General features: G+C 49.2%; 16 protein-coding genes and 3 tRNA genes. 13 read left to right on the forward strand and 6 right to left on the reverse strand.

The features are described from left to right. Positions 1 to 181 precede the first annotated feature (181 nt). Together BUA44_RS14325 and BUA44_RS14330 are read left to right on the forward strand one after the other, a co-directional pair. A complete protein-coding gene (locus BUA44_RS14325; RefSeq protein WP_072813392.1) occupies positions 182 to 1,171 on the forward strand; it encodes an abortive infection system antitoxin AbiGi family protein in 990 nt (329 codons plus the stop codon). Positions 1,172 to 1,317: 146 nt separating this feature from the next. After that, a complete protein-coding gene (locus BUA44_RS14330; RefSeq protein ID WP_072813394.1) occupies positions 1,318 to 5,898 on the forward strand; it encodes a sacsin N-terminal ATP-binding-like domain-containing protein in 4,581 nt (1,526 codons plus the stop codon). A 31-nt stretch (positions 5,899 to 5,929) separates the two neighbouring features. On the opposite strand, the gene BUA44_RS14335 is transcribed toward BUA44_RS14330, so the two are convergent. Continuing rightward, positions 5,930 to 6,532: a nuclease-related domain-containing protein gene (locus BUA44_RS14335; protein ID WP_072813397.1), complete on the reverse strand. Its 603-nt coding sequence runs from the start codon at positions 6,530 to 6,532 to the stop codon at positions 5,930 to 5,932. Between the two features lie 297 nt (positions 6,533 to 6,829). On the opposite strand from BUA44_RS14335, the gene BUA44_RS14340 reads away from it, so the two are divergent. From BUA44_RS14340 to BUA44_RS14360, 5 genes are all read left to right on the forward strand, one after another. Then, a complete protein-coding gene (locus tag BUA44_RS14340; RefSeq protein ID WP_083579652.1) occupies positions 6,830 to 7,453 on the forward strand; it encodes an RNA-binding domain-containing protein in 624 nt (207 codons plus the stop codon). 137 nt (positions 7,454 to 7,590) lie between these two features. Further along, positions 7,591 to 7,950: a hypothetical protein gene (locus tag BUA44_RS14345; protein WP_072813438.1), complete on the forward strand. Its 360-nt coding sequence runs from the start codon at positions 7,591 to 7,593 to the stop codon at positions 7,948 to 7,950. A 476-nt stretch (positions 7,951 to 8,426) separates the two neighbouring features. Then, complete coding sequence (locus BUA44_RS15445; protein ID WP_143152024.1) at positions 8,427 to 8,624, forward strand: hypothetical protein; 198 nt, start codon at positions 8,427 to 8,429, stop codon at positions 8,622 to 8,624. A 180-nt stretch (positions 8,625 to 8,804) separates the two neighbouring features. Continuing rightward, positions 8,805 to 9,599 (forward strand): thioredoxin family protein, encoded by a 795-nt coding sequence (locus BUA44_RS14355; protein ID WP_072813402.1) that lies wholly within the window; start codon positions 8,805 to 8,807, stop codon positions 9,597 to 9,599. Between the two features lie 101 nt (positions 9,600 to 9,700). Then, the gene (locus BUA44_RS14360; RefSeq protein ID WP_072813405.1) at positions 9,701 to 10,684 is read left to right on the forward strand and encodes a hypothetical protein; all 984 of its coding nucleotides are present in this window, start codon (positions 9,701 to 9,703) and stop codon (positions 10,682 to 10,684) included. Positions 10,685 to 10,743: 59 nt separating this feature from the next. Here BUA44_RS14360 and BUA44_RS14365 read toward each other — a convergent pair whose 3' ends face one another. The 4 genes from BUA44_RS14365 to BUA44_RS14380 form a co-directional block, all read right to left on the reverse strand. Continuing rightward, a complete protein-coding gene (locus BUA44_RS14365) occupies positions 10,744 to 13,179 on the reverse strand; it encodes a DUF4859 domain-containing protein (RefSeq protein WP_072813408.1) in 2,436 nt (811 codons plus the stop codon). A gap of 173 nt (positions 13,180 to 13,352) precedes the next feature. Beyond that, on the reverse strand, positions 13,353 to 14,645 hold the full coding sequence (locus BUA44_RS14370; protein WP_072813410.1) for a replication-associated recombination protein A: 1,293 nt from the start codon (positions 14,643 to 14,645) through the stop codon (positions 13,353 to 13,355). A gap of 3 nt (positions 14,646 to 14,648) precedes the next feature. Then, positions 14,649 to 15,461 (reverse strand): hypothetical protein, encoded by an 813-nt coding sequence (locus BUA44_RS14375; protein ID WP_072813413.1) that lies wholly within the window; start codon positions 15,459 to 15,461, stop codon positions 14,649 to 14,651. Between the two features lie 4 nt (positions 15,462 to 15,465). Beyond that, positions 15,466 to 15,882: an acyl-CoA thioesterase gene (locus BUA44_RS14380; RefSeq protein WP_072813415.1), complete on the reverse strand. Its 417-nt coding sequence runs from the start codon at positions 15,880 to 15,882 to the stop codon at positions 15,466 to 15,468. Positions 15,883 to 16,096: 214 nt separating this feature from the next. Between BUA44_RS14380 and BUA44_RS14385 the strand changes: the two genes are divergently transcribed. Both BUA44_RS14385 and BUA44_RS14390 read left to right on the forward strand, forming a co-directional pair. Further along, positions 16,097 to 21,229, forward strand: a complete 5,133-nt coding sequence (locus BUA44_RS14385; protein WP_072813417.1) for an InlB B-repeat-containing protein — start codon at positions 16,097 to 16,099, stop codon at positions 21,227 to 21,229. Positions 21,230 to 21,482: 253 nt separating this feature from the next. Further along, complete coding sequence (locus BUA44_RS14390; protein WP_072813420.1) at positions 21,483 to 22,331, forward strand: hypothetical protein; 849 nt, start codon at positions 21,483 to 21,485, stop codon at positions 22,329 to 22,331. 136 nt (positions 22,332 to 22,467) lie between these two features. Here BUA44_RS14390 and BUA44_RS14395 read toward each other — a convergent pair whose 3' ends face one another. Beyond that, a complete protein-coding gene (locus BUA44_RS14395; protein ID WP_072813422.1) occupies positions 22,468 to 22,887 on the reverse strand; it encodes an acyl-CoA thioesterase in 420 nt (139 codons plus the stop codon). A 199-nt stretch (positions 22,888 to 23,086) separates the two neighbouring features. Between BUA44_RS14395 and BUA44_RS14400 the strand changes: the two genes are divergently transcribed. The 4 genes from BUA44_RS14400 to BUA44_RS14415 form a co-directional block, all read left to right on the forward strand. Continuing rightward, positions 23,087 to 23,159: transfer RNA gene (locus tag BUA44_RS14400), tRNA-Thr, on the forward strand. 10 nt (positions 23,160 to 23,169) lie between these two features. Next, positions 23,170 to 23,252 (forward strand) — tRNA-Tyr (locus BUA44_RS14405). Between the two features lie 43 nt (positions 23,253 to 23,295). Further along, positions 23,296 to 23,367 (forward strand) — tRNA-Thr (locus tag BUA44_RS14410). A gap of 22 nt (positions 23,368 to 23,389) precedes the next feature. Then, a partial coding sequence (locus BUA44_RS14415; RefSeq protein ID WP_139258098.1) for a GTP-binding protein occupies positions 23,390 to 23,484 on the forward strand: 95 nt, incomplete at its 3' end.

A 23,484-nucleotide genomic window follows, 5' to 3' on the forward strand; every position in this document is an offset into this window, starting at 1 on the left:
GGATTTAGGGCTATTTGGGATGTTTTAAAGCCTGTTTGATGGATGTTTTTGTTGGTTGCTTTAATTGTTTGGGAAATGCCTTTTTTGCATGGGACTGTGAAGCTTGTATGAAAAAAATAAATTTGTATGTTGTAGTTTTCCTAACAAAATAAATGTAAAATTAAAGAGCGTATATGCAAACATGATGAAAGAAGGCCCCCTTTTGTCTTGTTATTTGGAATTGTGGGCAAGGAAATTGTTGCTGATGTCTACTGATAAAGATGTCCTGTCCTCTTCGAATTTGTTCAATTTTACGAGTAAATTTGATGTTCTAAAGCTCATTTTGCAAAATGGATTTAGATACAATAAATGGGAAGAATCCTTGCCCAAAAATGGTGTTAAACAGGAAAATTATATTGTTTGTTTTTGTGATATTCCATGGACGCAAAATAAAGAACACCGTGATTGCTATGGAAATAATGGCATCGTTTTGACAAAAGAATGGGGCATAAGGAAAGAAATCTCGCCGGTTAGATATATTAATGGTACAAGCGTAGGAATGTCTGATAGATATATGCAGACAAAAACTACTCATAGAGAAATGCTTGAGACTAGTGGTTACGAATTGGCTGATAGCTTTGTTAAGGAAATAGTTCTTCAAAAGTATATATGCAATGGATCTTTAAAAGGAATGCAATCAGTTGTTCAAAAGAATGCTGCTGATCCAAAATTTGCACGGGAAATTCAGGATGAATTAGATACGTTTGCGGAGATGGAAAAAGCTATTGTTGATGCGAAATTTCAGGATTTTTACGAACAAATGAAGGGACGTGTGGCATTTCTTTTGGAGTCACTTTATGATGAATTGGAGCGACGGGATGCTTTTGAACGAAATTATACGGAAGATTTTACTCATCCGAATTCAGGATTTCATCCGGATAAAATTCTGTATAATGAAAGAGAATGGCGCTCTGTAAAACATCTAGGAGTTGATGCTCTGCTTAAGCCGGATGCTCCTGATCACTTGCCCCCATCTGAAAATCTCACATTCGAAGATGATGATGTTGTCGCAATATTGGTTGAAAGAAAAGAATATGTGGAGCCAATCAAGGATATGATAATAAAACGTCAGACGCTTTTGTCTCCCGATAGCGCCTCAAAAGTTATATTTGTTGAGGAGTATCGGGAATAGGCCTAAAGTAAATTTTGAAAGCCACCGCATTAGCGGTGGATATTTTTTTTTGGGGGGGGGAGAATATTCTTGAGTCGTATCCCTCCCTTTAAAAAAATTACTATTGTTTTGATAAAAACCGCAATAAATGTAAGAAAGGTTGACCTATGGCCTTGTTAGACGATATAAATCTGCAGAAAATCAAAAACATTCAAACATACTTGAATGATATCAATCGCCTGTTTTCTGATTATGAACAGGAACGGCACACTACAGAGGATTACAATGGCCGTCAAATCCTTGAATTATTGCAGAATGCGGATGATGCTCAATCAAAAGAAGTTCAGATAGAACTGAATACAAATAAGCAGTTGTTGATTATATCGAATGTGGGGGAACCTTTCTCAAAAGAAGGCTTTGAATCATTGATGCTCGCGCATAATAGTTCAAAGAGAAATAAAAAAATCTATATCGGAAACAAAGGCCTTGGCTTCAGGTCCATTTTGAATTGGGCTGATAAAATAGATGTTGTGTCAAATGGCTGTAGAGTCAGTTTTTCTCCAGAAATTGTAACTGAATCTGTTGAAAAAGATTTAGCAGAAAAATATAATGAAATTAAAGAACTTAAGATAAAAAAACAATTTGATCCTTCTGCGTTCACGTACCCTATTTTGGCGCTACCTACGATCCAGGAAAATCTGCAATCATCTATTTGGACTACTGAAATTATTATTCAGTATAAACGCAACTATTTAGAAGACATAAAAAAGCAAATTGCGGCTCTCTCTCCTGAAGTCTTGTTATTTGTTAGAAACATGGAATTGCTAAGGATAGTAGAAGATGAAAATGTCAAAGAATACAGATCGGATATTGAGAAAAAAGAAGATTTTTGTAATGTATATCTAACCTCAAAAATAAATGATTGTATAGATACAGATTGCTTGTATAGGGTATTTAAGAGATCTGGAAAACTGCCTTTAGAATATCAAGAAAATAATAAATACAATGATGCGCTTCATTATGAAGTTGCTGTTGCTATAGGAGATAATTTTGAAGTTGAAAAGAATTTTCTGTACAGTTTTTTCAAAACCGATATTGAAATTCCTCTACCCTGCATAATTCACGGTTCCTTTGATTTAAATTCTTCTAGAAAAATCATCAACAATACAAGTGTTAATGATTTTATTCTTAGGAAAGTTGCGCAAGAAATATTATATGTTGCGTTATTTATAAGAAAGGATTCTCCTGAGGCGACATGGAATAGCTTTGAATTATTGCGCTTGCGTCATTCGCTTCTATTGGATAAATTGGAAGAATTTAAGAGAAATCTCAATAAATACAAATCTGAAGTAAGCGTGCTTCCGTGTGTTGATGAAAAGTATCGCACATTATCGGATGTCGTTTACTATTCTGATGAGATGAGTTCGCTAGTTGCTAAAGATTATGGTAAATATTTTCCGCATATATTAAAAGTCAAAAAAATAGGAACACCATGGAAGAATCTTGAATTAAACGCTAACGCAAAATATCCTGAGAAATATTTTTGGCAAACATTTGATTCAATATGTAGGAATGATGAATTTACCATTGATGCCCGTACAAATTTGATTGAGCTATTAAGTTCCCTAATTGAAAACAGGCAGTTAACAAATAGGGCGGAGTTCAAAATATCAATATTGATTGATGATGAGGGGTGCATTATTGATAAAGATTCTCTGATTTACACGCCTGCTCCGTATAAAATTAATAAGCCCAGCTACATGGATTTTCAGTTTATCGGTAAGGATTTCTATAAGAAACTTCTACAGGTATTTAAAATTAGCGGAGAACATCAGGATCGACAATTGTGTGCAAAGATTGGTTCCTTCGTTAATCTCAAACCGTATGACTTGGCCGAATTGACTCCAACAATAATAAGGACGTGTAATGAGATTTTAAAAAATGCAGAACATCCACTTCTAATCGCAAAGGAAACTATAGTTGTTCTTTATCATAATCATTTACTTTCAAAAACAATGCAAAGTGGTGCAGAAACTAAATATGAAGGTATTCAGCTAGTAAATAGAAAAAAAGAAATCGCATCGCCCAAAAATCTATATTTTTCCAAAACATATGAAAATGGTGCACGAACAGAATATGTTTATGGAGATATTATTTCAGATTCAGAATATCTTGTGGATAAAGATTTTTGGGATGTGTCGGATGGTGAAGAATTAGAAGAGTTCTTTATACTTTTAGGTATTTCTAAAAGCGTTAAATATGAAAAATATCAATTGTCAAATGTGGATAGAGGCTATTATATTCCGCTATTAGAAGAGTGTATTGAATATAAGTTGTATAAAAAAAGTGGACATGAGCCTCATAATGAAGTTTTTAGACTTGTTGATTTAAAGAAAATAGAACAGCTATCACCGTCCAAAATATTATTGCTACTATTTATTGAATCTGAACTAAGGTCGGAGCTTAATGCTCCTCGTCTAAAATTTGATAAACCTGGGTATAAAGGGAAATATGATTTTCCCGCAGATTATTCTTTTATTGCTTATCAGTTAAAACCGTTGTTTGAAAAAGTTGTTGCTAATATTGATGACAAAGATATAGATCGTCTGATAGACGAAAAATCAAAACTCGACTATGATTTTTTGGAGAGAAATGGGATAAAAAAAGAAAGAGCTGATGAAATTTTACGGCATTTGTACGCAAAAAAGGATTTGGAGGAACTTGATACAGAAACAATCTATTCAATGCTGCTTAAGGTTCCGCAGCTATTTCCAGATGGCAGAAATGTCCAAAAAGTATATAGTAGAATACTAGATATATTAAAATCTAGAGAGCCTATTAATCTTCCTCAAGGACTCTTTTTGGCATGTTATACAGACGATGTATTTGAATATAAATTATGTAGGGAGATATACTACTATGATGATGCTGTTTTGCCCAAGTCAATTTTAAGAGAAATTCCTACCCTGGTAATGCGTCAACGCGCTGGTTGTGATAATGTTGTTCGAATATTTGGTGTTAGAAAACTCACTGCAGATGCGTTAGAAATAAAAGAAAGTGCTGTTGAGAAAAATAAACTATTATCAGAATCCTTTGATGATTATCTAAATAAGCATAAGAGTTGCATCTTAGCATATAGAATGCTTGGGGTGAATGATTACGAAAAGAAAAAAGAAGAGGCCAGGCGCCTTGTAAATCTAAAAATACACCTTATATCTACGGGAAATTTCACTTTTAATGAAAAAACTCGTGAATTTGAGGATTATGATTTTATTTCAAAAGGCGATAATGCGTATATAAAGGTTCCCAATTTAGATTTTAGGACATTGGTTAGCAAGCTTGAATTTTTGGATGCCTGTGCCGAAGTGCTGATGATGCAATTCCGTTTAGATGATATAAAGTTAAAGAAAACTTTTAGAGATGTTATTAATAGTGATGCTGAAAATACAGAAAAGGAAATACGTTCTGACTATGGTTCAGACTATTTAAGAGAATGTAAGGAACTTTTAGGCGTAAACGAAACCCCAGAAATCATTTTTTGGAACAGAATTTTAGACGCAAAGGGATTGCCTTTATTTGTAGATTCAGAAAAAAAAAGTGTAAAGAGCTATGTTGAAGACGTTCTTTCTATCATTTTGCCGCAAAATTATGATGATGTTGTTTTCTTTGATGTGCAGAATGATGCGTTTATTTGTTTATTAAAGGTTGTGAAAGATCAGACGGGAATACTTTTATCTCGCTGTCTGAATAAAGATGGACTTATCCAATATCATAAAAATCATGTTAGAAATTCGATATTGGATAATTTGAGTAAATTTACAAGTCTTCTTTGGAAGAAAACAAATGCTCTTCCTAAAGATGAAATACAACCACGAATCAATTTTAAGAATAATATTTGGGCTTTTAGAAATTGTGATCAAGAAATAGATTTTAACGATTATTCATTTGAGTTAGATATTGACTATAATTCTATTGTAGTTGAGTTCGCTAGAAAAAAATTTGAAATAGATCTAGAACAAGAAGATGTTGAACCATATCAGGAAAAATATCAGTATAACCTTCCTGATGGTAATGAGACTGCTTTGCCGAACGATTTGGCGGGTTTAGTGTATTTTGAGGGTTATGATGCTCAGTTTGATAGTTTTTTTGCTGAATTAACAGAAGAAGCCGAGAATAGTAGCGAACCGCTGAATGATTATAAATCGTTTAATACAAGTTCTCCCTCTAATATAGATGCAACTGAAGTTAAGATTTTGCCGGCTGAAACAAGAGAGACGTTTTCAACTGGCGAAGGGAAGAGTTCTCCTAGAATCCCACACAATTCTTCTCCTGCAGCGGAGCGTATAAAGCAGGATCACGGAAAGTTGGCCCAGAAAACTGTTGTTCAGTGGCTTAAAGAGAATAAACATGCTTATCGAGAAAGAAGTTCAACTTCGCAGTCCGCGGATAAGGATGATGGAGCGCATTATGACATAGACTACAAGTTGAATGGTTCTACAGAATGGCGCTTCTTAGAGGTAAAACACGTATCCAATGACACGTTTGATATTTCAGAGGGTGAGATTGAATTTGCTTGTTTGTCTGAAAATAAGAGAAAATACGACCTTGCATTGGTCAAGGATGGTAAAGTTTATCCGGTAATTGCTCCATTTGCAAACGAAACGAAGAAAAGTTTCGTAGAAAAGTTCAATGCGAAAATAATGGGATATGCTGTTAAGTTTAAGATGATGACTGATGATGTCAATTAACCTTTTTTGTTTGCGTCAACAAAAATGGTGCTTATTTTTTCTTCATCCCTTTAATCTTTTCCTTATGCATCGCCTTGAGCCTTGCTCGGTCTGCGTTGAGCGAGGCGATTTCTCGGGCGATAGCTTCGATTTCAGTCGGGTAAATTTTTGTGGGCAGGGCCTTGTAGTATTTCTTGAAATCCCTGTCGCGGATTGTGCCTTCGGGGATTCTGTCGCCGAGTTTCGCGTTGTTCCCAAATATCACGAGGTCGATGAACTTGTCCTTGAGTGCCGGGAACATTTCATGTAGGGCCATGATATGCCCGTAATTCTGGTGGTGCGGATTCTTCATCGAGTATTTCTTTTTGCCCCAGCCCGCGATTACCGTCCATTGCTTGTCGTAGGCGTTGCCGACAATCAGCCCGATGTATGTCTTCTTTTCTACGACGAGGATGCCTTTCTCGGTCACGGCGATAATGTCGATTTGTTGTACGCCGTGGCTCCCTTCCACATAGACATCCCTGAAGACGGTTCCCTTGCTGATGGCGCGGATTCTGTTTGCCGTGTGCTTCTCGCCGATGTGCCCGACAATCTGGTTCTGGAAGAACCACATGCAAAAGACGATTGCACCGAGAATGACTATAAACGTTATCATGTAATAGAATATATACTTTTTGCGTTAGGAATAGTTCACTCTGTAAAATTTTCTTAGGCCCCTTGCCAATTTTGGGCATAATAGGTACATTAATGCCCGACGTGTTTTTCCGTCTAATGGAAAAATGCGTCTTTGCGTTTATAACGCAACGCATTTGGCCTCGGCAATGGAAATAAACAAGTTTATTTCCGCTGCTCTCGGCTTAGTGCGTTTTTTTTATCCCGATTTTCGGAATAAAGGGGACGCCTCTAACATCAATCGGCCGCCAAAGCGGTCAAATGGAGGCTGCATCAACTTATGGCAAAATTAGAGGACCTTATAAAGAACTTGGTGGCCCTTCCGCATGAATATGAGTGGTTGGACTTTAAGGAAAGCTGGTTTTCAAAGGACGAGATTGGCGAGTACATTTCGGCGATTTCGAACGGGGCTGCATTGTGTGGCCGGGAATTTGGCTATATCGTGTGGGGAATCCATAATTCAACTCACGAAATTCTCGCCTCGATGTTCTTGCAGTTGCGGCTGAGTGAACGGTCGGGGCGCGGCGTTCCGAAGATTGTTGGGGCGTATGGCCGCGAATCCATAAAAATTGAAAAGAATTTCATCGTGGTGACGATTCCGTTCAATAGGATTAACGTGACCCCGTTTGAACTGAATGAAGGGCAGCCGACAATAAACCCGACTGTAAAGGCTACAACAAACGCTACAATAAACGCTACAATAAAACTGACCGATAGTCAAAAGAAAATTCTTGAAAAAATCTTGAGTAATCCGATAATTACTCAAATTGAAATTGCCGAACAGCTAAATCTTCACCGTGTCTCTGTCACCAGAAGTATAACGAAACTACAGAAATTGGGTGTTCTGAAGAGAGTCGGCAGTAATAAAACCGGATATTGGGAAATAATTGAAAACGTACTCTAAAATTGAGTAACAGTTCAAGCTCTTGACGCGGCATAGCCGTGGATTTAGTTTTAGAATAGGACTTAAAAAAAGAGCAACATCATAATGTTTTGGACGCATCCAAAAACTGTAAACTTAATCATAAAAACGAGGAAAAAATGAACTATACATTTACAGAACAAGAAGTTGAAATGATGTATTACTGGGGACAATATGCTGATGGTGAAAGCGGCTTCACTGAAGAAGAACAAAAATTGTACGATAAAATAGAGCGAATTTTTACGCCGTTGCAAAAAGAAAAAGATGAATCTCGCAAGATTGTAGAATTCTTTGAAGAGATATGCAGTACATATAAGGGGGTGTCATATTCTTTGCGTTTCCCCGGAGGAAATTGCATAAGATTCATTGACGTAGATAAAGACCTTTGCTTCGACACGAAAAAGTCAAAGTACACGGATGTGGTGTTGGAGGTTTCGAAGGTAATAAATAAATTGAAGTTGAAGAAACGGGAGGGCTAGAATTACAACATGTCTTCGAGCTCCCGCCAAGATAATTCGAGCAGCTCGGCTAAGTCCAGTAGTTCCGCTGAATCAAGTCGCATGCAGTGCCCCGATATTCCCTCAGGTGCCCTTGCTGAACAACCCCGTGGGCTACGCGAAGTAGTTGAAGCTCTTTGTAAAATTTCGTTGGGCCTCTGGCGCAAGCGCCAAATGCTAGGCTCGGTCATATCCATGCAAGCATGGCTGCGACACTCGCCTTACGCATTGGTGCCAGTTTTCTGAATATTAGGTACATTAATGCCTGACGTGTTTTTCCGTCTAATGGAAAAATGCGTCTTTGCGTTTATAACGCAACGCATTTGGCCTCGGCAATGGAAATAAACAAGTTTATTTCCGCTGCTCTCGGCTTAGTGCGTTTTTTTATTTCGGATTTTCAGAATAAAGGGGACGCCTCTGACATCAATCGGCCGCCAAAGCGGTCAAATGGAGGCAAAATGGCAAAGAAGTCCATCAATATCTTGGACAAGGATTACACCCGCTGGGTAAAGGAACTCTCTACCCGTTACCGCAAGAGCCAAAAAATGCACCCAAGATCGGGGAACAAAAGGAAGATTTTCCAATTACTCAACAAGTTGTTGAGCAAATTGCCCATGACATCTTTTCTATTCCATGGGGACATCACCGTTTTTTAATCGATCGATTTCAAAATTATCCAACAAGCACCCAACAAGCACCCAACAAGTTGAATAGGGAGCTCGGTGAAAGGTTTGGTGAATGAAACGTATTTGCCCCAGCAAAATTGGTTATCAGAAAATCCTATAACGGCCGCCCGATGCAAAAAGTTGTATCTTTTCGGTGTAGAAGGTAACGCTATGAAAAGACTTATTGCTTTTATTGCCTGCACCCTGCTCTTCGTGGCAGGCGGCGCATCTTACACGTTCGCTGCTCCAAAGGCGGCCCCGGCCGAAGACATCAAGATTGTCAAGGTGAACGACGCCAACTTTGAGAGCGAGGTTCTGCATTCCAAGAAGCCGGTCATCCTGGATATCACTTCTACGAGCTGCCCGCCGTGCCTCATCATGATCCCGACGCTCATCGGTATCGCGAAGAACTATCCCGACATCAAGATTGCGACGGTGGGCATCGACGAACCGGGCATCGACAAGATCAAGGCTACGCTCCCGATTCGCGCGTTCCCGACGTTCTTCATGGTGCGCGACGGCAAGATTGTAAACCAGCTGGTGGGCGCAGTGAAGGAAGAGGAACTGCTCTCTGCCCTGCAATACACGCCGAGTCCGCTGGCAAAACCCGCCGTGAAGCAGAAGAAGGTCAAGAATGCGAAACGCAACATGGTGTGCAAGACTCCGGGCCAGTTCAACGGGCTCAAGAACCTGGTGACTATCTCGTTCGTGTTCGGCGATTACGAAATCGAGAACGTGGACATTGTGACGGACGTGTTTGTGCCGCCGGCGATGGAAAGCCAGCGCGTGCAGATGATGGAACATGTGCGTTCGAGCGGGAAGGGCGAGGTGGAACCCACCATGACGGGCTTCCGCATCCATATCGACAACAACTGCCGTTTTATGAAGGCGATGGACATGAAGCGCACGTCCACCTACGGCGAGATGCGCGCGGGCCTCGAGCTGCAGGGATTTAGTTGCCAGTAATTCAGCGCATGGATTCTATCGCCACTACGTGGCTCCAGAATGACAGTGGGGACGACATTTCCCATTTCACATTTCACACTACACATTGTTATATTGCTGTCATGGCCCTCTCTTCTAATACATACCGCCGTATTTTTGTGCTGGGCTCCGGCTTCAGCAAGTCTTTCTGCCCGCAGATGCCCACGCTCCGCGACCTGAACGAGCGCATTCCCTTCGGCATCCCGGACGAGTTCCCGCACTTGCGCGAATACTGCACGCGGTTCCTGGAACTGTGTAACGGCCAGCCGGATTACCTGGACATCGAGCGGCTTTCGACCTCAATACTTTCGGCGCAGATTTTCCCGGGGGTGCGCGAGAGCCTGTACCATTCTAGCCTGCGTTTCGAACTTTTGCGGTTTATCGCAAGCGAAATCCGGCACGACAAGGGAATGGACGCGGACTGCGCGGCGGTGCTCCGGAAGTTCCTTTCGGGTTGCGAGAACTTCCCGGGCGAGGGCGTGCGCGATACGCTACTGCTATCGTTCAACTACGATACGCTTGTCGAGGACGTGATTGCGGCCGACCCGGAGATGAGTTCGCGCGTGGCGGTGGATTACGGCGTGCGCATTGACCCTGCGGACCGGAGTGCGGTTCGTGCCCCGCGGACGCTCACGGTCGACCTCATCAAGCTGCACGGTTCACTCAACTGGTACCCGGTGAAGGGTGCCTCCGACCCGCTCGACCTGAAGAACGTGTGCCAGGTGGAACCCTGCGACCGGAGTTTCCCCATCTACCGCGAAGACACTCCCATCTACATCCCGATGGCGCATGCGAAGGAATCATTCTTGCGCGGGAGCCTTTTCAACCTGCTCTGGAGCAAGGCGGATTATTACCTCAAGAATGCGCAGGAGATATACTTCCTGGGTTACGGTTTCCCGAAGACGGACATGAACAACCTGGAATTCTTGCTCCGGCACCGTGAACGCTTCAAGAAGGTTGTGGTCTTTGAACCGGAAGGTTCTCCTGTGCTCGGGCGGTTGCACAGGCTGCTTGGCAACCTGGTCGAAAGCCGTGACGCGAAGGAATTTTTGGAGTGCTGGGTATAAAAAGATAAGGGAAGGCGGTCGCCTTCCCTTATCCCTGTTGGTGTGGAATGAGGAGTCAGTTATTTGGTGATGTTTATCGGACGCGCCTCGTGGTAGCTGCCGGTCGATACCTTCACGATGTAGGTGCCCGCGGGCATCTCGCTCATGTCGAAGGTATGCACGTGCCCGCCTGCGTTCTGGATTCCCGTCACCTTCTGGTCGATTAGCGCGCCGAATCCGGTAAACAGGCTTATCTTCACGTTGTCGCGGTTCGGGAGCGAGTAGCGCACGCTGAGGTTCCTGCGGGCAAGGGAGAGTTCCATGTGCGTCGCGATTCCCTTGAGGCCGTACATCAGTGCGGTGGTGGATTCTCCGGCTCCGCTGCCCTGCTCGTTCGTGAGCGTGACCGTCACCTTGAAGAGAACCGTTTTCCCGTTGTACTCGAGTCCCTGGGTGAACTTGTATGTATCGCCGTTATTCACGCGGTTCGGGTAGTGCCCGATGGCGAGAGTCCCCTTCGGGATATCCGCTTCGCTGAACACGTAGGCGTTCTCGCCCCATTCCACCACGTTGCCCGCCTTGCCGAACCAGTGGCCGGGTGCGTTCGCGGTAGATTCGGTTACGTTGTTTCCGTCCGGTTCCTGTGCGAAGAAGGTCGCCTTCGAGAGGCTTGCCGCGGTGAGCCCGAGCTTGCTTGCGACTTCGGCGACGTCGAAGGATGCCGTGACGCTTGCGTAGTTGTCGTCGATGGGGAGGGTTACCTTGATTTCGTATGTCGCTGCGACGGTCGCCGGCGCGATGCTGCTGGAACTCGCGGGCTTCTCGCTACTCGAAGAAGAGATGCTGCTCGAAGAAACCGGCTTCACGCTGCTGGAGCTCGCGGGCGTAACAGAACTGCTGGAACTCCGCGCAACACTGCTGCTCGATGCAACGGGCGCGTCGCCGATTTCGGGCCACTTGTAATCGAGCTTGAAGTCGTTGTAGTATTTCGTATTCGCGTCGCCTGCGCCGTTGATTCCTTCCTCGGGCTTGAGGCGGTAATCGTAGTGGTAGGTGCGCATATCGGGGTTCTTCGAGTAGTTGTAGTCGGTGTTCACCACGATGGCAAATGCCATCTTGCTACCGCCCGTGCTGCTCGGGGTCTTCGCTATCTTGAGGATTGCGGTCTCGTTGCCCTTCACGGGTGCGCTGTACACCGGCGTGCCGTCCGTGGCGCGGTAGGCGAGCACCAGTCGCATGTTGTCGTTCGTGGAGTGCGAGCCGTTCGGGTAGAGCGTCATGCTGATCTGCGTCGCGCCGTCCTTGAGCTTGAGCGGGATTACGTTCGAGCCCGACCATCCCGGAGTCAAGTCCTGGTTCGGTACCCAGTCGCCGTTGCTTACGGTCACGCTCTGGTAGGGAGTCATTTTCCAGGTGTAGCTGTAGTTCCTGTTGTCCCAGTAATCCTGTTCCCAGTAGCTCTGGCTCCCGAAATTGTTGTTCAGGAGCGCCTTGATTTCGTTCGACCATTTTTTCATGTCGAGCATGGCGAGCCTTGCGCGGAATTCGGTAATGAGCCTGCGCACTCCCTCGTCACCGAGGCCGATGTCGAGCCCGTAGGTTTCGAGCAGGTAGGTAGTCTTGCCGTAGGCGTGCCCGTACACCCAGCGCACGGACCCCGTGCCGAGCCATGTGCCCATGAACGTGGGGAAGATGTTGCTGTACTGCGCGCCGCCCAGAAGGTAGCGCTGGTTCTTGCCGGTAACGCCCTGAGCGCCGGGGCCGCCGAAGGTACCGTCGATGAGCCAGCCCGAGTAGCACTCGATGGGCATGAAGGGCGCGATGACCGTCGCCGCGTTCAGGAATCCCATGCCGCTATACACGCCGTTACGCCTTGCGAACATGTCCTGCTGGATCCACGTGTTGCCCGCTTCCTGGAACCAGTGCGCCTGCTTTGCGCCGGGGTAGCCGTTCGTCATCGAGTGAATGCCCTCGTGGATCATTGCGTCCATCTGCGAGACGCGATCGCGGTAGGGGCAGCTCGTGTTGAAGCTGTAGACCGGGTAGAACGACGCCGCTACCGCCGTGTAGCCCGCGACTACGGTCTGCCAGCCGCCGGTGGTGTCGGTCTTCGCGCCGCCCGCGCACGTGCCCGAGCCGTAGTAGTACACGGCGCTGTACTGGCCGTCCTGTGCCTGCGCGTCGGGGGCCCAGCCGAGGCTGTCGTAGAGGTAGGTGAAGTCGGTATCGTATTTCTTGAGGAGGCTGTCGATAGTCACGTCGGTAATGCGGCTGTCGCGATCCTTGCCCCAGTAGAAGGCCCACCACTTGCCGGCCTTCTTGCCGGTCACGCCCGAACAATTGTTGTTGAACTTGGTGGGCGGCTTGATTTCGCCCAGGTTCGCCCTGGTATCGTAATCCAGGTCCGAGCGGTAGGCGGGCCATGTGTAGGCGTCCCCTTCCGCTGCGGAGGCCGTTGCCCCCATCCCTGCCGCAAGCGCTGCCGCGGCTATCCATCCCATACACTTTTTCTGCATAACACACTCCAGTTTTGATGCTATGCTAGAAATAGGTTTTTACGCCCGGAAATCCTAGATTTTGCCCCTCCCGGCGTGCTGTTTCCGTGTTGAAAGTGTGTAAAAGTAATTCTATGAATGCACTAAAATACGTTTAAATGTTGTATTTTGGCGTATTTTTGTGTAAAAATTATTTATTTCCCGGTCTGTTTCTTTTCTCTTTTTATCTGCTTCAGCTGCGCGAGCCGTTCTCCCAGCGCTTTTTCCTTGCCGTAGGGCTTGGGCTGGTAAATCTCGGTGCCTTCGAGTTGCTTGGGCAAATGCTCCTGCGCGGAGTATGCGCCCGGGCTGTCGTGGTCGTACTGGTAGTCAACGCCGTAGCCCAGCTTTTCGCCGACCTTCGTCACCGAATTGCGGAATGCGCGCGGTACGGGCAGTGTCCCGGTTTGCTTCACGATGGAGTCTGCCTTCATTCCGGCGAGTTCCAGGCTGTTGCTCTTGGGCGCAAGCGAGAGGTAAACCGCAAGTTCGTCGAGCGCGATGAGGCCCTCGGGTATGCCCATGAAGTCGTATGCCTCTCGGGCGGCGGTCGCGAGCAAGAGTGCGTTCGGGTCTGCAAGGCCGATGTCTTCCATGCTCATGCGCATCAGCCTGCGCAGTATGAACCGCGGGTCTTCGCCACCCTGCAGCATGCGGTGCATCCAGTAGAGGGCTGCGTCCGGGTCGCTCCCGCGCACCGACTTGTGGAGCGCCGAAATCAGGTTGTAGTGTTCCTCGCCGCTCTTGTCGTAACGGAGCGGTTTCTTGTACTGGAACTCTTCAAGAAGTTTCTCGTCGATGATTTTGCGGTCGCCGAGGTTCTTGCCAATCCATTCAATCTGGTTCAGCAAAAAGCGTGCGTCGCCGTCGGACTGCGTGATTAGTTTGTCTACAACCGCCTCTTCGACTTCCACGTCCTTGAGCTGCAGGCCCCGCGGGTGGTCGCGCAGTGCGCTGAAAATCAGCGTGCGCAGGTCTTCCTTGCTTAAGGGTGCAAACAGTATCAGCTGGCAGCGGCTTAAAAGGGCGCTGTTGACCTCGAACCCGGGGTTCTCGGTGGTGGCGCCTATGAGCGTCACCGTGCCGTCCTCGACGGCACCCAGCAGCGCATCTTGCTGGCCCTTGTTAAAGCGGTGGATTTCGTCGATAAACAGGATGGTGTCCTGGAACAGCCCCTTCATCTTGCGGGCGTCGGCGAGAACTTCCTTCACTTCCTTCACGCCGCTTGCAACGGCCGAGAGCGCCACGAAGGCCTTTTTCGTGTGCTGGCGTATCACGTGCGCGAGGCTCGTCTTTCCGCAGCCCGGCGGCCCCCAGAAAATCATGCTCGGAACGTTGTCGTTCTCGAGACTTTTTCGCAAAAGGCTCTGCTCGCCCAGAATCTTGTTCTGGCCTAAAAATTCATCCAGGTTCTGCGGGCGCAGTCTTTCGGCGAGCGGCTGGTCCATATCTTATTCCACGGGTTCCACTTCGATAGAGTAGCCGATTTCGCGGCTCGTTTCTTCGACTTTCTTGTAGTGGATGATTATCTTGATTTTATCGCCATCAGAAATCGTCGCGATTCCGTGATAGTCGTTGCCGTCGTGGCTGGATACCTTGACGCTCTGGCAAGAAAGGTTGTCTTCTGCAAGGGCTTCGCTGATGATTTCCTTCGCTTCGCTTTCCATCCAGTGGTAGCGACCGGCAACGGGGCCCGGAATGGCGATGGCCGCAATACCGAGGGCGATGACTGCGGCAGAAATCATGAACTTCTTGGGTGCGGGCAGGTACGAACCCACGTGCATCTTGTGGAGGGTTACCAGCACGTAGAATCCGGCGCCGAGCCCGAGCAATAGCGGAACGTAGATGTTCAATGACTGTATCATGCGGAGGTCTACGAACAGGTAACTTGAAATAAAAAAGGAGCACGCGCCAAGCACGATGAGGCATGCGAGGCAAATCAGGATTGTCTTTGCCGGTTTCTTCTGGAATTCCTCGCAGAACTGGCGGGCCTGGAGGAACTCGTTTGTCTTTGCTTCGGAGATAGTCCCTTCGCCCTTGCAGATATTGCACTTGAGGCCGTTTTCAATCTGCTTCGTGCCGTTGCAGCGGATGCAGTCGAGCATCTTGATGCTGCCGGAACCGCAGCATATCGGGCAAGGCTTCTTGTCCTTTATTCCGGTGCCTTTGCAGCGCTTGCACGGGCTGGAACTCCTGACAGGGAAGTCTACGGTCTTGTCCAGCGACCTGATGTGAATCTGGACTGTTTCTTCCTGATTTTCCATGCGTCTATTTCTCCTCGCTAACGAATTCGAACTTGCTGAAACTTGCTGGCAGTTCGCGCGTGGGGCGCCCGTTCTTGAGCATGCAGTGGAGCGTGTGGCCTGTGGTGCACAGCTTGCCGTTCACGCTTGCCCTGTATTCAAAACGGATGCGCAGCTTGTCTACGCGAATCATGGTGGTCTCGACATCCACGAATTCGCCGTAGTGCGTGGGCGCCTTGAACTGCACGTTCAGTTCGAGCACCGGGCTCGAGAACCCTTCGGCCTCCATGTCGGCGTAGCTCGCACCCGCCTCGCGGAAGTATTCGGTACGTGCCTGCTCGAACCACACGGCGTAAACGGAGTGGTGAACGATTCCCATCTGGTCGGTTTCCGCATAGCGCACTTCGATGCGGGCGGTATGCTTGAATGTGCAAGTTTCCATGCCACAAATATAGTTACTGCGGGGCGTTCCCGTATGTCAACCATTTTTTACATGCCCGCCGCACATCGTGAACCCCTTTTTAGACTGTTTTACCCGTTTTTCGCCCAAATTCGCATTGTAATACTTGACAACGCGAAAGCACGCTTGCGTCTTCACAAAACAGCAATAAAAAAGCAGTTTGTATGTTAGGAAACTATAATCAGGAGTTACAAAGATGTCCAGGATCCAGGGATTTCTTTTTTGCGCATCGTTTGCGCTTTCTAGCGTCTTTGCGGGGGCGGTGAGTGTCACCCCCAAGACGCCCGAACTGAAGGACGGCTGCTACCAGATTTCGAGCGCGGCCGAACTCTACGGTTTTGCCGCCATCGCGAACGGAACCGACGGCTTTGTGAAGGATTCGCTCGCCTGCGGCAAGCTCACGAAGGATATCGTGGTGAACGAGAACGTCCTCGATGCGGAAGGGAGCCTCAACGTGGCGGATACGGCAAATTATGCGACCTGGACGCCGCTTATCGCGTTTACCGGGAGTATCGATGGGCAGGGGCATTCTATCACGGGCCTCTATTTTAACGATTCCTTGCAGTCTCCGGTCGGCCTTATCGGTTCGACGAATGCCCCGTACAATTCCGCTAACAGGGAAGGGTTCAATTATCCCGAAGTGACCGTCAAGAATCTACGTGTGCAGGGCTCCTATTTCCGCGGAAAATTCGAAGTGGGCGGCATTGTCGGCCATGCGTATTCGAATGTGGCCACGGTTCTCGACAACGTCTCTTTTGATGGCGTGGTCGTGAGCGGGCGCTTTGCGGGGGGCCTGATTGGTGGCTCTACGGGCGGTGATGGCGGTTACGTTGTCAGGAACAGCTTCAACGAGGGCTCCGTCTTTGCGGGGAGCGGTGCAGGCGGCATTGTCGGTGGCGTCTACTACATGAACAGGGCGTGGATTGTCAACTCCTACAACCTGGGGACTGTCACGTCGGATTCTTCGTCCGGCGGTATCGTGGGCGAACACTGGAGCTATGGAGGCGCGCTTGTTAACGTGATGAACTTGGGCGAGGTGAAACTCGACAAACAGGAAACTTCCATCGATGTCAAGTCCATTGTCGGCGAGAAGGGCTATGCCCTGGAAATGATCGACAACGTATTCTATGTCGCTCCCGGCCGAAACGAGCATTACGGTACGGCAGTCACGGCGGCACAACTCGCGGACGGCTCTGTTGCAAGCCTCATGCATGCCTATGACTATGCGGGTTTCGAGGGTTCTGTCTGGGGCCAGGACGTGGGTACGGACGCCCATCCCGTGCTTACGGGCGAGGTGAAGAATGCGACCTTCGAGGCAAGGACGGTCACTTTCGATACGCACGGTGGCGAGAATATTGAACTTGCGGCCCCGAAGGGCTTCGCGGTCAGGATCCCCGATATCGAGCGCGCGGGTTACGAGAACCTCGGCTGGTTCGGCAATCCCGAGTTCAAGGGCGATACGCTCACGCATGTCGCCGCAGCAGATACCGACGCTACGGTCTGGGGCAAGTTCATGGCGGTCGCTTCCATAACGCTCAATACGAACGGCGGCACTGTGGATTCCGGCATGGTCGAAAAATATACGGAAGGCTTGGGCGCGAAACTCCCGAAGAAGGTTTCCCGCGATGGCTACGTCTTTGTGGGCTGGTACGCCGAGGAGGACTTTAGCGGGAACAGGGTGCAGGCCGTGGGCCCGGATGCGACGGGCGCGCAGGTATTCTATGCCCACTGGTACAAGATGGAAACTCCTGCGAAGGACGATGCGGGCTGCTACGTCATCAAGACCGCTCCGGAACTCTACGGTTTTGCCGCCATCGTGAACGGAACCGCCGGCTATACTCGGGAAAGGTCGGCCTGTGCGGGCCTCGCGAACGACATCGTGGTGAATAGCGACGTGCTGAACGAGGATGGCACGCTCAAGAATGCGGAAGCTGCGCTGAATTTTATCCCGTGGAACCCGATAGATAGTTTCGCGGGTGTGTTCAACGGCAACGGGCATGTGGTTTCGGGCCTCTTCTATGCCGATTCCGCGTATTACGAAAGTTTCGGTTTCTTCGCGGGTATCGGCGGCACTGCGGACAAGTTTGCCGAGCTCAAGAATTTCGGGCTCGTGGATTCCTATTTCGCGGTCAAGGCCGCCTACTTTGGCGCGATTGCCGGCAGGGTAGTCGGTGTCCCGTTCAGTGTAAATTACGGCTCGGGTTACTGTGCCAAGTTTTCGGGCGTATATAACGAATCGACGCTCCTGCCTTACGCAGATGCGCAGGGCGCCGCGGGCATCCTGGGGAGTATCAACTACAGGAGTACCGCCCATTTCGAGAACACCTACAACCGCGGCCTTATCCTGGGGCGCAGTTACAATATCGCCGGTATCCTGGCTCACCTGTCTTCGAATACCACGCTGTATATGGCCAACTGCTATAGCGTGTGGAAGTCGAAATCCCTCATGTACAAGGAAAGCAAGGCGTTTATTGCCGGGAATCTAGGCGCATCGACGGTGAGCATTGAAAACTGTTACTACCTGAACACGCAGGCATACAGGGAACTCGCCGGCACCCCGGCTGCCGATAGCCTGTTCAAAAACGGCACGGTGACGCTTGTCCTGCGGAAGGGCGAGAACGGCTCCGTCTGGGGCCAGAACGTGGGTACAGATGCCTACCCGAACCTTTCGGGCAAGCTCGAGAACTCGCAGGCGGCAGAATACAAGGTGACGTTCCATACCTTCGAGGGCAATAACGCTACGTATTTCGACAGCTACGTCGCGGGTTTCTCGAAGGCGCTTCCCGAGGATGTCTACATGGAAAACGCCTCGTTCATGGGCTGGTACGACAATCCCGAATTCAAGGGCGAAAGAGCTTACGCCATTACCAACATGGATTCGGGCGACAAGGAATACTGGGCAAAACTGCAGAGGACCTTCGGCGTTACCTACGAGACGAACGGCGGTACCATCTATTCCGGCGGTGCGGTTTTCTATACGGAAGGTGTAGGCCTTGAACTCCCAAACGACGTGCGGCTCGACAGCAACCTGTTTGCGGGCTGGTACGACAACGCCGAACTCAAGGGCACTCCCGTGACGGCCATTACCCGGGACGATTCCGGCGACAAGACGTATTATGCGGCCTGGTTCAAGCTCAAGATGCCGGAACTTGACGAAGCGGACAACTGCTACGCGATTTCGAATGCGGCAGAACTCTACGGCTTTGCGGCATACGTGAACGGGACGCACGGCATGTCGTATTGGAACCATCCCGAAATATGCGGCAAGCTTACTGCAGATATCGTGGTGAACGAGAACGTGCTCAAGGAAGACGGCACGCTCGACAGTGCGAACGTGGCGAAGTTCCTGCCTTGGGAAATTATAGAGTCGTTCTCGGGCAAGTTCGACGGCCAGGGCCACAAGATATCCGGCCTTTACGGCGTTGCCGCACCCAAGAAGCCTATGGCCTTCTTCAATGAAATCTACGAAGGGAACTACGACCCGGCCTTGCAGGCCGAAGGGCCCGTCGTTATCAAGAAAGTTACCCTCGAGGATACCTACTTTAGCGGTGTGAAGAATGGAGTGGCCGGCTTTGTGGCATCTATCAAGGGTGCGCGAAGCTCAAGAGGGGTCAACTATCCGGGAGCGATACTTGAGATGGATAGCTGCCATTTCAAGGGCTTCCTGAAATCCGATTCGAACGTCGTTGGCGGTTTTGTTGCCAACAGTAGCGGCACGCTCTCCATTACCAATTCTACCTCGGACGGTGTGATACAGGGGTACTCTAATGCGGGTGGCTTTGGTGGCTACCTGTACGGGACAATCAGCATCACCAATAGCGTCAACAATGCGAAAATTGTAGGCGGCTATTCTTCAACGGGTGGCATTGTAGGCGGTGTTTCGGGTACAACGACCATCATGAATTGTGAAAACAACGGCGAGGTGGTCGCCCGAATCTTCAACAACAATGCGGGCCTGGTCGCAGGAATCCTGGGGCAGTCCTATGGCAAGCTCACGTTCGTCCAGAACCACAACGCCGGTGAAATCAGCGGGCCTTCCGCCTATATGGCGGGTCTCATTTCGGATATATCTGGCAGTGGGGAAGTTGCAATCGCGAACAACTACAATACGGGTGCAGTGCGCAGTACGAGCCCGAATAACACGTATGTCGCGGGCCTTATTTCGCGTGTCTACTATAGCGATGTTTTCGGTATTGTCGCAAACAACTACAGCATTGGCGAAATCTCCAGGACAAACGAGAGGTATGGCGCCATCGATTATGTGATGGCGCTGTCCTACAGCACGAATCTTGTCTTCGAGAACAACTTCGTTGCGCCGACTGTCGAAGGTCTCGATACCACGTCGCTCGGAATTATTCTCCCGATGGAAAAGTTTAGGGACGGCACGGTCGCGGATTCGCTCCACAACTATGTACAGAAGGACGGTGAAGGAGTCGTTGTCGAAAACGGCATTACCGGTACGGCCTGGACGCAGGGCGACGAATACCCGGTTCTCGTGACGAAGTCCGAATTTGCCCTCGTACTCAACCTGAACGGTGGCAAGCTCGAGAACGCTCCCACGACATACACGTACGGCGAAGGGCTTGTGCTCCCCGAACCCACGCGCACGGGCTACGATTTCAGGGGCTGGTTCAGGTCGGCCAACTTCCAGGGCAGCGTCGTCACCGAAATTTCTGGTAAGGATGCGGGCGACAAGATTTTCTACGCCAAGTGGGAACCGAAGGAATACAAGGTGACCGTGAAGGTGAACAACGGGAACTGGGGCGTAGTGAGGGGCCTCAAGGAAAATGGAATCTACAAGTATGGCGAAGAGGCTGAACTTGTCGCCGTCGCGGATAACGGCTACGTGCTGAGCAACTGGCAAGACGACGTGCGCCTCGTGAGCACGCAGTACCGCCTCACGGTCGTTTCCGATACTACGGTCACGGCGAACTTCGCGCCGATTGAACCCGAAAGTTCCAGCAGCTCCAGCGTCACACCGCAGTCGAGCTCAAGCGAGACAAGTGTGTCCAGCAGCAGCATGCCCGAGTCCAGTTCCAGCGACATACCGCAGTCTAGCTCCAGTTCGGCAAGTGTGTCCAGCAGCAGCGAAGGTGGCGACGCCGTCCCGGCTATCGCCATGGCGCCCTCGTTCCGCGTGACTGCGGTGGCCCGCGAAATCCAGGTGTCGGGCGCCCGCACGGGTGCGGCCTTCGCCCTGTTCGACATGCAGGGGCGCGTGCTTAGTTCCGGCAGGGTGGGGGAGGCGAACTTCTCCGTCCCGGTCAGCCGCGCGGGCAGTTACCTTGTCCGTATCGGGCACGAAATCCAGCGCGTTTCTGTCCGGTAGGGCCTTTTAGATTAGGGCGGGCGTACGCACGGCTAGCCCTCCCTAAGACCCTCCCGCCGCGCGCATAATCGCCTAGAGTAGGGCTGTTATTTTAGGGAAGAGGCGATTAAGCGCACGGGCACACCTTCGGTGTGCATAAGGGCGGGCATACGCACATTATTGGTATGGCGGCCTTCGGGCCGCCATTTTTATATGTTCGTTTCTTTTTCCCGCAAAAAAGAATTATATTATGCCATAAAGAAAGGAGCCTCGCATGAAACTCGGCACGCTTGCACTATTGCTCATCCCGTTTATCTTCCTTGCCTGTACCGAATCCACGTCGTCCGGCGACGATTCCCGCGGCGACCTGGTGTACAGTCTCAGCGCCAAGGCCAGTTCCATTACGGGCCGTTGCAGCGTCTATGTGGAAGACAAGCGCATTACGATGGTGTTCGACCAGGTTGTGCCGACTCTTGGCACGCTGGAATACACGTCCACAATCAAGATAGGTTCCTCTTCGGTAACGGTCTCCGACGTGTTTGTGTCGAACTCGAATATTTTCAAGGAAAGCATGGATGCCAACTGCACGGGGCTCAGGCAGGAATATGAGCCGAAGGGAGGCTCGGTAACCTGCTCGTCTACGGAGGTCAATGCGTCCATGGAAATTGCCTCGACCCCGGCAAAGCTGGCGGGCGCCTACGAAACCGCAGTTGACGCGATGAAGGAACAGTGCGACTACTACATAGAGCAGGTGAAGGCTTCCGATATGGGCGAGGGCGATTACGAGCCGGCGGAGCGCTGCATTGTCGACCAGAAGGTGGATACCCTCGTTATGCTGATAGGGTATCCGGACAGGTCGGTCGCCATCGAGGCATACGATGTTGGTGGTGATGTGTACATGCAGGAAATCTACGCGGGCGTGGATGCCGAGACTCTTGAAGATGTCTGCTTCGCGTACCGTCACGATAGCGAGAGGGCCGACGTGACGTGCGACGGCAGTACCATTACCTACAGGTCGATTGGCGATAACCTGGAAGATCTCAGGGAGGGGATGGAAATTTATGCGTGCCCCGCCTTCCTTGCCGGCGCGACATCCTTCGAAGACATGTGGTTTGGTGAATAGCCCATGCTTAAATAATGCGTGGCTTTCTATATAATGTTGGCTTCGCGCATGCTTCGCACGCTCACACGATCACTTCGTTCCAGTGCTTGCTTAGCGAAGCCTGCAATTCCAACAACTAAAGACTAATGACTAATAACTAATTACTAGGGAACAGGCGGTTTTCCACGCGCTTGAAGCATTCGGGCTTCTCGGCGGTGGGCTCGCCGCCCTTGGTAAAGGCGTGCAGCGTGGAACCCGTGGTGCAAAGTTCGCCTTTCACGTAGGCCCTGTAGTTGAATTTCCACTTGTACCTGCCTACCTGCGAGAATTCGGTCTCGATGTCGACCACGTCGCCGAACCTGCAGGCCTTCCTGTACTTCACGACCAGTTCCAGCACGGGGCTTTCGAACCCTTCCTTCTCGATTTCGGTGTAGGGCGCGCCTATCGCCTTGAAGAAGTCGATGCGGGCCTGCTCGAACCAGATGGGGTACGACCCGTGGTGGACCACCCCCATGGCGTCGGTTTCGGAGTAGCGGACCTCGATTTTGCAGGTATGGCTTATGCCTTTCTTTTCCATGTCCAAAATATAGTTTTTTGCTCCATTTTAAACTATCAACAATCTATTCACACTTTTAACTCATTTTGTGTACGTCTTTTTTGTCGAAAAGGAAAAAAAATCATTTTTTTTGCTCTAAAATCTTGATTTTCATTGACAAAACGGCATAAAACTTATTAAATTTGGCACACTCTTATATCCATGCGGATTTAGGAGGCATGCCAAAGTAGCTCAGCTGGTAGAGCAGCTGATTTGTAATCAGCCGGTCGTAGGTTCGATTCCTATCTTTGGCTTGAACATAATGGGTCGTTGCCCGAGTGGTTAATGGGGACGGACTGTAAATCCGTTGGTTTACGCCTACCGTGGTTCGAATCCACGACGGCCCACGCAACAACGCCCTATGGTGCTGAAAGGTGCCATAGGGCTTATGCCCAGGTAGCTCAGTGGTAGAGCACTTCCTTGGTAAGGAAGAGGTCTCGGGTCCGACTCCCGATCTGGGCTCTCACTAATTGGAGATAGAATCATGGCAAAAGAACATTTTGACAGAAGCAAGCCGCACTGCAACATTGGCACCATCGGCCACGTTGACCACGGTAAAACCACCCTGACCGCCGCAAT

The sequence above is a fragment of the Fibrobacter sp. UWR3 genome (assembly GCF_900143055.1).
Classification (GTDB): Bacteria; Fibrobacterota; Fibrobacteria; order Fibrobacterales; family Fibrobacteraceae; genus Fibrobacter.

Coding starts and splice junctions, on each gene's coding strand:
- BUA44_RS14370 (WP_072813410.1), bottom strand. CDS start 14,645: ATGGACCAGCCGCTCGCCGAAAGACTGCGCCCGCAGAACCTGGATGAA.
- BUA44_RS14335 (WP_072813397.1), bottom strand. CDS start 6,532: ATGATAACGTTTATAGTCATTCTCGGTGCAATCGTCTTTTGCATGTGG.
- BUA44_RS14325 (WP_072813392.1), top strand. CDS start 182: ATGATGAAAGAAGGCCCCCTTTTGTCTTGTTATTTGGAATTGTGGGCA.
- BUA44_RS14365 (WP_072813408.1), bottom strand. CDS start 13,179: ATGCAGAAAAAGTGTATGGGATGGATAGCCGCGGCAGCGCTTGCGGCA.
- BUA44_RS14385 (WP_072813417.1), top strand. CDS start 16,097: ATGTCCAGGATCCAGGGATTTCTTTTTTGCGCATCGTTTGCGCTTTCT.
- BUA44_RS14380 (WP_072813415.1), bottom strand. CDS start 15,882: ATGGAAACTTGCACATTCAAGCATACCGCCCGCATCGAAGTGCGCTAT.
- BUA44_RS15445 (WP_143152024.1), top strand. CDS start 8,427: ATGGCAAAGAAGTCCATCAATATCTTGGACAAGGATTACACCCGCTGG.
- BUA44_RS14340 (WP_083579652.1), top strand. CDS start 6,830: ATGGCAAAATTAGAGGACCTTATAAAGAACTTGGTGGCCCTTCCGCAT.
- BUA44_RS14355 (WP_072813402.1), top strand. CDS start 8,805: ATGAAAAGACTTATTGCTTTTATTGCCTGCACCCTGCTCTTCGTGGCA.
- BUA44_RS14395 (WP_072813422.1), bottom strand. CDS start 22,887: ATGGAAAAGAAAGGCATAAGCCATACCTGCAAAATCGAGGTCCGCTAC.
- BUA44_RS14360 (WP_072813405.1), top strand. CDS start 9,701: ATGGCCCTCTCTTCTAATACATACCGCCGTATTTTTGTGCTGGGCTCC.
- BUA44_RS14345 (WP_072813438.1), top strand. CDS start 7,591: ATGAACTATACATTTACAGAACAAGAAGTTGAAATGATGTATTACTGG.
- BUA44_RS14390 (WP_072813420.1), top strand. CDS start 21,483: ATGAAACTCGGCACGCTTGCACTATTGCTCATCCCGTTTATCTTCCTT.
- BUA44_RS14375 (WP_072813413.1), bottom strand. CDS start 15,461: ATGGAAAATCAGGAAGAAACAGTCCAGATTCACATCAGGTCGCTGGAC.
- BUA44_RS14330 (WP_072813394.1), top strand. CDS start 1,318: ATGGCCTTGTTAGACGATATAAATCTGCAGAAAATCAAAAACATTCAA.